Source organism: Actinospica acidithermotolerans (genome assembly GCF_018139625.1).
GTDB lineage: Bacteria > Actinomycetota > Actinomycetes > Streptomycetales > Catenulisporaceae > Actinospica > Actinospica acidithermotolerans.
The window spans coordinates 1-12,346 of sequence record NZ_JAGSOH010000167.1 but is presented as its reverse complement, the minus strand read 5'-3'; the positions used below and the strand labels follow the sequence as shown (position 1 = coordinate 12,346).

Annotated in this window: 11 protein-coding genes; 3 read left to right on the top strand and 8 right to left on the bottom strand. The window is 71.8% G+C overall.

What is annotated here, in order from left to right; translation table 11 throughout:
- A partial coding sequence (locus KDK95_RS31770; RefSeq protein ID WP_212522045.1) for a GNAT family N-acetyltransferase occupies window positions 1-1,641 on the bottom strand: 1,641 nt, incomplete at its 3' end.
- 90 nt (window positions 1,642-1,731) lie between these two features.
- On the bottom strand, window positions 1,732-2,904 hold the full coding sequence (locus tag KDK95_RS31765) for an SIS domain-containing protein (RefSeq protein WP_212522044.1): 1,173 nt from the start codon (window positions 2,902-2,904) through the stop codon (window positions 1,732-1,734).
- A 219-nt stretch (window positions 2,905-3,123) separates the two neighbouring features.
- Between KDK95_RS31765 and KDK95_RS31760 the strand changes: the two genes are divergently transcribed.
- Window positions 3,124-3,756 (top strand): MBL fold metallo-hydrolase, encoded by a 633-nt coding sequence (locus KDK95_RS31760; RefSeq protein WP_212522043.1) that lies wholly within the window; start codon window positions 3,124-3,126, stop codon window positions 3,754-3,756.
- On the opposite strand, the gene KDK95_RS31755 is transcribed toward KDK95_RS31760, so the two are convergent.
- The 4 genes from KDK95_RS31755 to KDK95_RS31740 all read right to left on the bottom strand — a co-directional run bounded on the left by KDK95_RS31755 (window position 3,704) and on the right by KDK95_RS31740 (window position 7,890).
- Window positions 3,704-4,483 carry a DedA family protein gene (locus tag KDK95_RS31755; RefSeq protein WP_212522042.1) on the bottom strand — a complete coding sequence of 260 codons (780 nt, stop codon included), beginning with the start codon at window positions 4,481-4,483 and terminating at the stop codon, window positions 3,704-3,706. The genes KDK95_RS31760 and KDK95_RS31755 overlap by 53 nt on opposite strands.
- Before the next feature lie 103 nt (window positions 4,484-4,586).
- On the bottom strand, window positions 4,587-6,962 hold the full coding sequence (locus tag KDK95_RS31750; protein WP_212522041.1) for an ATP-binding cassette domain-containing protein: 2,376 nt from the start codon (window positions 6,960-6,962) through the stop codon (window positions 4,587-4,589).
- A gap of 58 nt (window positions 6,963-7,020) precedes the next feature.
- Window positions 7,021-7,431 carry a VOC family protein gene (locus KDK95_RS31745; protein WP_212522046.1) on the bottom strand — a complete coding sequence of 137 codons (411 nt, stop codon included), beginning with the start codon at window positions 7,429-7,431 and terminating at the stop codon, window positions 7,021-7,023.
- 15 nt (window positions 7,432-7,446) lie between these two features.
- Window positions 7,447-7,890, bottom strand: a complete 444-nt coding sequence (locus tag KDK95_RS31740; protein ID WP_212522040.1) for a helix-turn-helix transcriptional regulator — start codon at window positions 7,888-7,890, stop codon at window positions 7,447-7,449.
- A gap of 188 nt (window positions 7,891-8,078) precedes the next feature.
- Between KDK95_RS31740 and KDK95_RS31735 the strand changes: the two genes are divergently transcribed.
- Complete coding sequence (locus KDK95_RS31735) at window positions 8,079-8,393, top strand: EthD family reductase (protein ID WP_212522039.1); 315 nt, start codon at window positions 8,079-8,081, stop codon at window positions 8,391-8,393.
- On the opposite strand, the gene KDK95_RS31730 is transcribed toward KDK95_RS31735, so the two are convergent.
- A complete protein-coding gene (locus KDK95_RS31730; RefSeq protein WP_212522038.1) occupies window positions 8,342-9,760 on the bottom strand; it encodes a DHA2 family efflux MFS transporter permease subunit in 1,419 nt (472 codons plus the stop codon). The two genes, KDK95_RS31735 and KDK95_RS31730, sit on opposite strands and share 52 nt — an antisense overlap.
- 55 nt (window positions 9,761-9,815) lie before the next feature.
- Here KDK95_RS31730 and KDK95_RS31725 point away from each other — a divergent pair, with 55 nt between their 5' ends.
- A complete protein-coding gene (locus tag KDK95_RS31725; RefSeq protein WP_212522037.1) occupies window positions 9,816-10,781 on the top strand; it encodes an RNA polymerase subunit sigma-70 in 966 nt (321 codons plus the stop codon).
- 60 nt (window positions 10,782-10,841) lie between these two features.
- Here the strand turns inward: KDK95_RS31725 and KDK95_RS31720 are convergent, their stop codons facing one another.
- Complete coding sequence (locus KDK95_RS31720; protein ID WP_212522036.1) at window positions 10,842-12,074, bottom strand: permease; 1,233 nt, start codon at window positions 12,072-12,074, stop codon at window positions 10,842-10,844.
- Between the last annotated feature and the right edge of the window lie 272 nt (window positions 12,075-12,346).

The following is a 12,346-nucleotide window of genomic DNA, read 5'->3' as shown; positions in this document are numbered from 1 at the left end:
GGCCAGGAAGATGGATTCGGGGACGGTGGGGGGCGCCGTCTCGTCCGCCTCGTCCGCTCCGGCGGAGTCCGCGGCGGCCGGGGACTCCGCGGCCGCGACCGTGCGCTCGACGGCGTGGGTGATGTGCTCGGCCAGCCTGGCGGCGTCGGCGGACGGGGTGGCGTCGACGGCGTGGGTGACTTCGAACCCTGCGTGCAGGCAGGCCTGCACGGCCAGGCTGACCATGCCGTGCGTGTTGCCGATCACGGCCACGCGGCGGCCGCGCGGGAGCGGCTGGTGCGCGGCCAGCGCCGCGGCGTCGACCAGGGCGCCGAGCGAGGGCACCGCGATGATGCCGGCCTGCGCGTAGAGGGCCGTGCGCGCCTGGCTCAGCGACTGCTCGGGGTCCACGGCGAGCAGCGGGATCAGCCGGGACAGGCGGCGGGCGGTGTGGGCGAACTTGCGCGGGTTGCCGAAGGATTCGACGTGCAGCAGGCCGAGCTTCGTGTCGGAGTCCTGCTCCCAGTGCAGCAGCAGGTCGTTCGCGCTCACGTCGTACTTCTCGCCGACCGCCGCGAAGGTGCTGACGCCGATGCCGAGCCGGTCGAGGTGGCTGAGCAGCGCGAGGCCGACGCCGCCGGACTGCACGGCCACGCCGGCGGGCCCCGGATCGGGGGCGGTGGCCGAGAGCAGGGCGCTGAATCCGTCGGCTCCGTGCGGGGCGGCGACGCCGAGGCTGCCGGGACCCACGAGGCGCATCCCGTTGGCGCGGCAGGCTTTCAGCAGGTCGAGGCCCTGCTCTCGGTCGAAGCCGGTCGCGGTCACGATGATCGCCCGGACGCCGCGATCGGCGCAGCGGCGGACGGCGGCGACGGCGCGCTCCGGCGGCGAGGTGACGACGGCGAGCTCGGGCCGCGCGTCGTCCGGCAGGTCGGCGCCCTCGACCCCGCCGTAGTACACGGGCCCTGAGAAGGGCGCGAGTTCGTCCATCAGGCGGCGGGTGGCGGGGTGCGCGACATCGCCGAGGACGGCGATCGACCCGGGGGCGAGCAGGCTGCGCAGGCTCGCCTCGTCGGCCAGGCCCTCGCGTTTCGCCGCCGCCTCCATCAGCGCGGCGCGGGCGGCGGAGTCGAGATCGAGGTCGATCGTCAGGGTGCAGACACCGTCGGACCAGTCGCGGTCCACCGGCACGCCGAGCGCGATGAAAACGCCGAGCATCTCGCGGTTGTCGCCCTGGGTCACCGCGAGCAGGCGGCGGATTCCGGCGCGTTCGGCGGCGATCATCAGGTGCTCGGCGAGCAGGGTGGCGACGCCCTTGCCGTGCAGGGCGTCGGAGACCGCGAACGCGATCTCGGCCACGTCCGTGCGGTCGCGGCTCGCGCGGTACCAGTCGGCGAGGCCGACGACCTCGCCGTCGAGGACGGCGAGCAGGCCGCCGTGGGTGGCCGGGCCGTGCTCCGGCTGCGGCGCGCAGACCAGATCGGCGAGGATCACGCCGGGATCGCGCGGCGAGCCGAAGAAGCGGCGGTAGATGCTGTCCGGGCCGAGGGTCCCGGCGAAGTCGTGCACGGCCTGCCAGTCGCCCGGGGTCGCGGAGCGCAGCCGGACGGCGCGCCCGTCGGTCAGCAACGCGTACGCGTCGGCCCGGTCGATCGTGGTCACGCTTCCAGTATTACATCACCCTTAGTGATCACAACGGCACGGCCAGCGCGATGCGGCGCGCGGGCGCATCCAGGCAGACCTCGAATTCAGCTACTGCGGACTCTCAACCGTTCTCCCGTCCCCCGCCTCACGCTCCGCGCGGACCGGCGCCGGCGCGTGCTGCGACCGAACGGGTGACGGGGATGTGACGTCGATCACGGCGGGCCGGTCCGGGTCCACGCCGAGGGCGCGGGCGGCGGCGACGGCCAGCTGCTGGCCGCGCACGGTGGCCAGCACGCATTCGGCGGCCCCGGGAACGAGCAGGTCGGGCAGCGGCAGGTCGGGGCGCGCGGCCTCGTCCGCGGCGTTGCCGATCACGACGACGCGCGCGCCGCGGATGCGCAGCCTGGCGCGGAGCGAGCGGACGGTGGCGTGGGCCGGCCCGAAGAGCAGCACGACGGCGGTGCGCGCGTCGAATCCGCCGAGCGGTCCCGCGCAGAACTCCTCCACCGAGAAGCCCTCGACCAGCAGGTCGGCGGTGTCCTTGAGCATCCGCGCGGTCTCCAGCGCGGCCGGGAGGTGGTGGCCCTGGCCCACGACGGCGACGCGGCGCGCGGGCACGAGGCGGGCGGCCGCGGCGTCGGCGTGCGCGGGGTCGGCGAGCAGCGCGCCGACGGCCTCCGCCATGGCCAGGGCCTGCGAGGGGTCGGCGATCGAGGGCGGCGTCGGGCGGGCGGTGGGCAGCCCGTCGACGAGGGCGAGGACGGCGAGCATCATGCCGGTGACGGACTTGGTGGGCGCGGGGGACAGTTCGAGGCCTGCGGCGATGTCCACGTTGAGCGCGTCCAGCCGGGCCAGCGGGGAGCCGGCGTCGTTGGTGACGGTGATCAGCGCCGAGCCGGAGTCGAGGGCGCGGCGGGCGAGCGCGAGCACCCGCTCGTCCTCGCCGGACGGGGAGAGCGCGATGACCAGCCGCCGGTCCAGCTCGACGGACTGCGGATCAGGGCCCGTATGCGGCGGCAGCGCCTCCGGCCCGAGCCGCGCCGCGACCGCGTGCCGGCCGAGGATCGCCACCGGCTGGGTGCCGGCCGGGGCGAGGAAGACGACGTCGCGCAGGCCGCCGTGCTCGGCGGCCAGGGAGCCGACCTGGCGGGCGAAGTGCTCGACGTGCCGGGACATCCGCGCGAGCACGTCCGGCTGCTCGTGCATCTCGCCGCGCACGTGGCGGCAGGCGAGTATGCGACGGGTTTCCGCGGTGGTGAAGGTGCTCGACGAGGATGCCATGATCCTGTTCCCCTTCCGCGTTCGTCGGCGGCGCCCAGTGGTTCGGCGCGCTGGGGTGCCATGCCCGGACCGTCGAACCGATGACCCTGCAGGGGGCCGATCGGTTGGCCGGGCACCGCCGTGTGGGTGACGAGCCGGCGGCCGGCCGCGGGGATGCGCCCGAGCGCGGGACGGGCCATCATCGACTACGTCGGGCCCCCGATTCGTGAAGGACAGATCGTGCAGCTGACCAAGCAGGGCCATTCGTGCATCCGCCTCGACAAGGGCGGGCCCGTGCTCGTCATCGACCCCGGCGGCTTCACCGAGCCCGGCGCCGTCGACGGCGTCGCGGCCGTGCTGATCACCCACGAGCACCCGGATCACTTCGACGAGGGCCACGTGCGCGCCGCGCTGGACGCGAACCCGCAGGCCGAGGTCTGGACGCTCGCCTCCGTCGCCTCGCAGCTGTCCGCCGCGTACCCCGGACGGGTGCACACGGTCGGGCACGGCGACGCCTTCTCGGCGGCGGGCTTCGAGATCCAGGTGCACGGCGAGCTGCACGCCGTGATCCACCCGGACATCCCGCGGATCACGAACGTGGGCTATCTGGTGGACGGCACGGTCTTCCATCCCGGCGACGCGCTGACGGTGCCGGAGCAGCCTGTCGAGACGCTGCTGCTACCGATCAACGCGCCGTGGTGCAAGGTCTCGGAGAGCGCGGACTACGTGCGCGCGGTGCGGCCGAAGCACGTCGTCGACATCCACGACGGCCTGATCAGCGAGAACGGCGTCGCCGTGTACGGCCGGGTGCTCGGCGGCCTCACCGACACCGACCGACGGCATCTCGCGTCAGGTGAGGCCCGGGAATTCTGACCGAGGGGACCCCGGCGCCGGAATCAGCGGTTGCACCGGGGGCGCCCGGAGTGCTGGGAGTGCCGGGAACACGGGGAACGTCGGTGGCTCCGGGAACGTCGGGTGCGTCGGGGAACATCTCCTCGGCACGCTGCTCCAGCCGGGCCATGTGCTTGCGCAGCAGGAGCGTGCCGAGGACGGTCAGCACGGTCGTGACGCCGAGGCCGACGAGCGTGACCGTCGATCCGAGCGAGGCGGCCGCGCTGCCGATCGCGAAGGCCGCGGCCGCGTAACCCACGGCCCAGACCACTCCGCCGGCGGCGTTCGCGACGGCGAAGCGGGCGAGCGGCATCCGGTTGAGCCCGGCCAGGAACGCGGCATATGTTCGCAGGACGCTGATGAAGCGGCCGAAGAAGACGACCGAGCCGCCGTGCCGCGCGAACAGGTACCGGCCGACCTTCAGTTTGCGCCCGTCCAGCCGGACGATGTGTCCGTACCGGGCGACGAGCGCTCCCCCGCCGCGCCGTCCGAGCCAGTAGCCCCCGTTGTCGCCGACGATCGCGGCCGCCGACGCGACGGCCGCGATCGCGGCGATGTTCAGATGGTGCGTCGAGCCCGCGTAGATGGACGCCGCGATCAGGGCCGTCTCGCCGGGCAGCGGGATTCCGAGGCTCTCCAGCGCGATGAGGGCGAATACCGCGAAGTAGCCGTAGGTGGCTATCAAATGGGTGATCACTCCGCCGGTCATCCCTCGCCCCTCCTGTCCGCGTCGCCGTCCTCCTCTCCAAGGTAGGGACGGCGGCGCGCCGGGGCGTCCGCCGCGAGAGCCGTTCCCGCGTACGCCGGAGGGTCTAGGGGGTAACCCCTACGTACGCCGCGAGGTGCTCGCCGGTGAGGGTGGACCGCTTGGCGACGAGATCCGCGGGCGTGCCCTCGAACACGACCCGGCCCCCGTCGTGACCTGCGCCGGGACCGAGGTCGATGATCCAGTCGGCGTGCGCCATGACGGCCTGGTGGTGCTCGATGACGATGACCGATCTTCCGGAGTCGACGATGCGGTCGAGCAGGCCGAGCAGCTGCTCGACGTCGGCGAGGTGCAGGCCGGCGGTCGGCTCGTCGAGGACGTAGACGCCGCCCTTGTCCGCCAGATGGGTGGCGAGCTTGAGCCGCTGGCGCTCGCCGCCGGACAGCGTCGTGAGCGGCTGGCCGAGCGTGAGGTAGCCGAGGCCGACGTCGACGAGGCGCTCCAGGATCGCGTGCGCGGCCGGCGTGCGCGCCTCGGCCTCGCCGAAGAAGTCGCGGGCCTCGGCCACCGGCATCGCGAGCACTTCGCTGATGTCCCGGCCGCCGAGCTTGTATTCGAGCACGGACGCGTCGAACCGCTTGCCCTCGCACTCCTCGCAGACCGTGGCCACGCCGGCCATCACCGCGAGGTCGGTGTAGATGACGCCGGCGCCGTTGCACTCCGGGCACGCGCCCTGCGAGTTCGCGCTGAACAGCGCCGGCTTCACGCCGTTCACCTTGGCGAACGCCTTCCGGATCGGCTCGAGGACGCCGCTGTACGTCGCCGGGTTGCTGCGCCGCGAGCCGCGGATCGCGGCCTGGTCGATCGATACGACGCCCTCACCGGCCGGGATCGAGCCGTGCACGAGCGAGCTCTTGCCGGACCCCGCGACGCCGGTGATGACCGTGAGCACGCCGAGGGGGATGTCCACATCGACGTTCCGCAGGTTGTTCGTCGAGGCGCCGCGGACCTCCAGGACCGCGCTCGGCGTGCGCACGGACTCCTTGAGCGAGGCGCGGTCGTCGAGGTGCCGGCCGGTGATCGTGCCGCTGGATCGCAGTCCCTTGACGGTCCCCTCGTAGCAGACCGTGCCGCCCTCGGTTCCCGCGCCGGGGCCGAGGTCGACGACGTGGTCCGCGATGACGATCGTCTCCGGCTTGTGCTCCACGACGAGCACCGTGTTGCCCTTGTCGCGCAGCCGCAGCAGCAGGTCGTTCATGCGCTGGATGTCGTGCGGGTGCAGGCCGATCGTGGGTTCGTCGAACACGTACGTGACGTCGGTGAGCGACGAGCCGAGCTGGCGGATCATCTTCACGCGCTGCGCCTCGCCGCCGGAGAGCGTGCCGGCCGGGCGGTCGAGCGAGAGGTAGCCGAGGCCGATCTCGCCGAAGGACTCGAGCGTCTCACGCAGCGAGTCGAGCAGCGGCGCGACCGTCGGCTCCTTGAGCCCGCCGACCCACTCGGCCAGGTCGCTGATCTGCATCGCGCATGCGTCGGCGATGCTGATCCCCTTGATCTTCGACGAGCGCGCGGCCTCGCTCAGCCGGGTGCCGTCGCACTCGGGGCACGTCTGGAAGGTGACCGCGCGGTCCACGAACGCGCGGACGTGCGGCTGCATCGCCTCGCGGTCCTTGGACAGGATCGACTTCTGCACCTTGGGGATCAGGCCCTCGAACATGACGTTGACGCCCTGCACCTTCACCCGGCGCGCCTCGCCGTGCAGGAACTCCCGCATCTCCTTCTTGGTGAACCTGTCGATCGGCTTGTCCGGCGGGAGCAGCCCGGACTCGGCGTACATGCGGGAGTTGAAGATGTTGTCCGCGCCCCAGTTGGGGATCGTGAACGGCGCCTCGGCCAGTGTCTTCGACGCGTCGTACAGCTGCGTGAGGTCGATGTCCGAGACCTTGCCGCGGCCCTCGCAGCGCGTGCACATCCCGCCGGTGCGGCTGAAGGTCGCCTTCACGGCCTTGGTCCCGGCACCGCGCTCGACGGTGATCGCGCCGCTCGCCTTGACGGAGGCGACATTGAAGGAGAACGCGTTCGGCGAGCCGATGTGCGGGGTGCCGAGCCGGCTGAACAGGATGCGGAGCATCGCGTTCGCATCGGTGGCGGTGCCGACCGTGGACCGCGGGTCGGCGCCCATCCGCTGCTGGTCGACGACGATCGCGGTGGTCAGGCCCTCGAGGACGTCGACCTCCGGCCGGGCCAGCGTCGGCATGAATCCCTGCACGAAGGTGCTGTACGTCTCGTTGATCAGCCGCTGCGACTCGGCGGCGATCGTGTCGAACACCAGCGAGCTCTTGCCCGAGCCGGAGACGCCGGTGAAGACCGTCAGCCGCCGCTTGGGGATCTGGACGCTGACGTCCTTCAGGTTGTTCTCGCGCGCGCCGTGGACGCGGATCGCGTCGTGCGCGGCGGTCTCTGTCTTCGCCCTGGTCGCCATTGCCTGCCGATGCCCGCTCTCTACCGTGGTCCGCTGTCCGCCCGGGTCCGCCGCCGCCTCAGCCGGCCTGCTGGATGCGGATCAGGTTGCCCGCCGGGTCGCGGAAGGCGCAGTCGCGTACCCCGTACGGCTGATCGGCCGGCTCCTGGACCACCTCGACGTCGCCCGCCTGGATGCGCTCGAAGGCGCCGTCCACGTCCGGGCTGGCGAGCAGCAGGGTCGCGTAGGTGCCCTTCGCCATCATCTCGGCGATCGTGCGGCGCTCGTCCTCGGTGACGCCGGGATCGGCGGCCGGCGGCGCGAGCACGATGGAGGTGTTCGGCTGGTCAGGAGGCCCGACGGTCAGCCAGCACATGCCGCCGTAGCGGACGTCCTTGCGGACCTCGAAGCCGAGCGTGTCGCGGTAGAACGCCAGGGAGGCGTCCGGGTCGGTGTGCGGAAGGAAGCTGGCGTTGATGGTCAGGTCGATGTCCATGCCTCGATGCTAGGCGGCGCCCGAACCGCCCGCTTCTCGATTCCTGATCGGTCTGGTGACCTGTTTCGCGGTACACGACGGGATGCCGTCCGTCTCGTCCGCGGATTGCCTCTGATAGGCGCTCGGCGGCATGCCGACCAGCTCGGTGAACCGCGTGCTGAAGGTGCCGAGCGACGAGCAGCCCACCTCGAAGCAGACGTCGGTGACGCTCAGGTCGCCGCGCCGCAGCAGCGACATCGCGCGCTCGATCCGCCGCGTCATCAGGTAGGCGTACGGCGACTCTCCATACGCCGCCTTGAACTCGCGGCTGAGGTGCCCGGCCGACATGTGCACTCCGCGGGCGAGCGCCTCGACGTCGAGCGGCTGCGCGTACTCGCGGTCGATCCGGTCCTTGACGCGCCGCAGCCGGGCGAGGTCCTGCAGCCGCTGCTGCTCGGTAGCTTTGCCGGTCACCCGAGCATCGTACGTGGGCGAAGTGGGGCATGATGGACGACGTGGATCTGGAGGCTCATCGCGGTGAGCTCTTGGTGCACTGCTACCGGATGCTCGGCCGGAAATCCTTCCCGCCGAGCGATGAGTACGGCGCGGCTCGCCGGTAGGTAAGGGTGTATCGGCAGCATCCACTCGATGGGAGCAGTTCCATGACCGCCAGATTCATCGTGCTCTGGGAGACCCCGAGCGATCCCGAAGCCTTCGACCGGCACTACCGGGAGGTGCACATCCCGATCGCGCGGCAGATCCCGGGCCTGCGGCGCTACCTGATCAGCCGGGACGCCGTGGCCGTGCGCGGCGAGCCGTACTACCAGGTCGCCGAGCTCGAATGGGACTCTCTGGAGGAGCTGCGGGCCGCGTTCGCCTCCCCCGAAGGGAAGGCGACCGCGGCCGACGTCGCGAAGCTTCAGGGCTACGCGGAGGTGCGCTCCATGATCGTCGCGTCCGGGGAGGACGTGCTGTAGTCGATCCGCTCTCGCGCGCCCACGCCGAGCCCGGCGAGGGCGCCGAGAGCGGACAGCGCGGACGCGGCGACCATCGCGTCGCCGAAGCCGGTGGTCACCGCGTGCGGCGTGGCGAAGCCGCCGCGTGCGCTGAAGACCGCGGACAGCACGGCGATGCCGAGGGCACCGCCGAGTTGGCGCATGGCGTTGTAGGTGCCGGACGCCTTGCCGATCTCCTGCGGGCGGACCGCGCCGAGCGCCGCGCTCTGGACCGCGGGCATCGCGGTGGAGACGCCGAAGCCCGCGAGCACCATCGGCGGGATCATCGCGGGGTAGCCGCCGTGCGCGGCGACGGCGATCCAGCCGAAGCCGACCGCCTGGCCGAGCAGCCCGAAGACGAGCAGCGGGCGCTCGCCGAAGCGGTTGATCTCCGCGCCGGCGAGCGGGGCGACCAGGAAGAGGGTGGCCGTCCACGGGAGCAGGTGCAGGCCGGCGCCGAGCGGGGTCAGGTGCCGGCCCGCCTGCAGGTCCTGGGCGAAGAAGAACGCCGCGCCGAAGATCCCCGCGGTCATCAGCAGCCCGGCCGAGTTGGCGGCGGCGAACGGCACGTTGCGCAACAGCCGCAGCGGGAGCATCGGCGCCGCGACCCGGGCCTCGACCACGACGAACGCGGCCAGCAGCGCGAATCCGCCGACCAGCGCGACCACGGTCTGCGCGGAGCCCCAGCCGACCGAGTTCGCGCGTACCAGGGCCCACACGACGCAGAACACGCCGAGCCCCGAGGTCAGCAGGCCGAGCGGGTCCAGCCGTAGCGCGGGTCCGGTGCTCTCGGTGATCCGCCGCGTGGCCGGCGGGATCAGCGCGATGCCGATCGGCACGTTGAGCCAGAAGATCCACTGCCAGGCCATGCCCTGCACGACGGCGCCGCCGAGCACCGGCCCGCCGAGTACGGCCAGGCCGGTGACGCCGCCGAAGACGCCCATCGCCGTTCCCCGGCGTTCGGGCGGGAACGCCGCGCCGACCAGCGCGAGCGCGGCCGGCATCACCATCGCGGCGCCCGAGCCCTGCACCGCGCGTGCGGCGATGAGCGCTCCGATGCCCGGCGCGAGCGCGCAGGCGGCGGAGCCGAGCGTGAACACGGTCAGCCCGATCACCAGCAGGCGACGGCGTCCGATGCGGTCGCCGATCGCCGCCGCGGTCAGCAGCAGTGCCGCGAACACGAGCGTGTAGGCGTTGACGGTCCATTCCAGGTCCTCGATCGAGGCGCCAAGGCGCAACCGGATCGTGTTGAGGGCGGTGGTGACCACGAGTGCGTCCAGGCCGACCATCAGCGAAGCCAGCGAGGCGAGTGCGAGGGTCCATCTCTGCGAGGTCGTCATGTGCTTCATGCAGGTATGTACCGGCGCGGCGCCCGAAACTCATCGGCATGTTTTGATGGAAGACATGACTGTGGTCGCCGACCGCATGACCAAGGCCGCGGAGTCGCACCGTGCCGAACTCCTCGCCTACTGCTATCGGATGACGGGCTCGCTGCACGACGCGCAGGACCTCGTGCAGGAGACGATGCTGCGCGCCTGGCGGTCCGCCGAGACCTACGATCCGGGCCGCGCGTCCGTGCGCACGTGGCTCTACCGGATCGCGACGAACCTGTGCGTGGACGCGCTGGCCGCGGCGAAGCGGCGCGCACTGCCGGCGGATCTGTCGGCGCCGAGCAGCGTCGCCGATGTCAATGAGCTGGCCCGCGCTCCGGAGATCCCGTGGCTGGAGCCGTTCCCCGATTCAGGGCTCGACCATCGTGATCCGGCCACGCTGGCGGCGGAGCGGGAGAGCGTGCGGCTCGCGTTCGTCGCCGCGCTCCAGCATCTTCCGCCGCTGCAACGCGCGGTGCTGATCCTGCGCGATGTGCTGGCGTTCCGCGCCGCCGAGACCGCGGCGCTGCTCGAGACCACGCCCGCGGCCGTCAACAGCGCCCTGCAACGTGCCCGGGCGCAGTTGGCCGCGGCGATGCCGGACGAGAGCGGGCTGAGGGAGCCGACCGGACAGGAGTTGCGCGGCCTGCTCGAGCGCTACGTGGCCGCGTTCGAATCGAAGGACCTCGACGCGCTCAAGCGCGCCCTGCGCGACGACGCGCTGCTCCAGATGCCGCCGTACGCGGCTTGGTTCCTCGGGCGCGACGCGATCGCCGAATTCTTCGGCACCGTCTTCGCACGCGGCGGCGATTACCGCTTCGTGCCGATCGGCGAGGCCAACGCGCGTCCCGCCTACGCCCTCTACCGCCGTCGCGGCACGCCGGGGTTCGAGGCGCTCAACCTTCACCTGTTCACGGTCGGCGCGGACGGCGTGGCCCGCGTCGACGTCTTCCACGCCCCCGACCTGTTCCCGGCCTTCGGCCTGCCCACGACGTTGTGAGGCAGGCCGAAGCCCGAAGCAACGGCGGGACGATCTGAGGGTCGAGTGGCCGTGGCTCAGCTAGCGGCGGTCCTGATGATGGTCATGATGGCGGTGATGGTCATGCGCCTCGGTGCCACCGGCTGATTCAGCGGCCGACGTCGCTCCAGACTCGGACGCCGACTCCGGCTCGCCGCCCATCATCTTGAGCATCATCATCCCGCCGGTCCGGAGGAAGCGGATCGCCAGCACGGCGGCCAGCAGGAGGAATGCGATGTTCAGGTAGGTCGTGTAGTCCCAGCTCACGCCCTGGTCCGGCACCTTCGCAGTGGACTGCGAGGGAATCAGGCCGAGGCCGCCGAAGACGAGTTCGACCACGTAGCCCGCGACGACCATCGCGGCGTAGAACGTGGCGGCGAGGAAGGCGGCCATGCGCAGGCCGTAGTACTTGCGGTAGATCGAGAGGATCGGCGCGATCAGCAGGTCGGCGAAGATGAAGGCCACGACGCCGCCGAAGCTGATGCCGCCCTGCCACAGGACCACCGCGAGCGGCACGTTGCCGATCGAGCAGACGAAGGAGACGACGGCGACCAGCGGGCCGACGAGCGGGCCCCAGAGTCTCGCGAGTGCCGGATGCCCGGCGAAGAAGAACCCGTGCCAGAACGAGTCGGGCACCCACGCCGCGATCGCGCCGGCCACCAGCAGCCCGACGACCAGGTCGCGCAGAATGGCGGCCCACTCCATCACGAACACGTGCGACACCGAGGTGAAGCCGCGCCCGGAGAGCAGCCGGCGCAGGAACGAGCCGTCGCCGCCGACGGACATGTCCATCGCCGCGTGCCCCTCCATCGATCCGGCCACGCCGCGCTCGGCCTGCTCGCGCGCCTGACGCAGCAGCCGGTCGCGCAGGAACAGCCGGAACAGCAGCGCGAGCACCACGATCATGATCGGGCCGCCGGTGAACTCGGCGAGCGTGAACTGCCACCCCATCAGCAGCGCCAGGATCACGCCGAGTTCCACGACAAGGTTCGTCGACGCGATCTCGAACGCCATCGCCGCCGTGAAGTCGGCCCCCTTGCGAAACAGCGACCGCGCCAGCGCCACCGCCGCATACGAACACGACGACGAAGCCGCCCCGAGCAGCGAAGCGATCGCGAGCGTCCTCGGCCGTCCGTCCCCGAGGACGCGTGCCACCGTGCTCTTCCGAACGACCGCCTGGACGACGGCCGAGAGCGCGAAGCCGAGAATCAGCGCCCAGGTGATCTGCCACGTCATCGACCCGGTGATGGTCAGTGCGTGCACAATCGCGTGCATGGGCATCTCCCCTCACGATCCGCCGGCCGGCTCCGGTTCCCACCCTATACCCCCAAGGGGTATTGAGGGGGTGATGGGGATTTGAGCGGGCCCGGCGACGTACCGCGACACGCCGCCGGTAGGCTTGGGCTCATCATGGCAACGCCTCAGGATCCGCCGGCCGACGGGCGACGCGCGGGCGGGGAGCGCAGGGTCGGGGGGCTGCGGCGGATTCTGCGGCAGTGTGTGATCGCGGCGGTGGTGATCGTCGTGGCGTTCACCGGGTTCAGCTT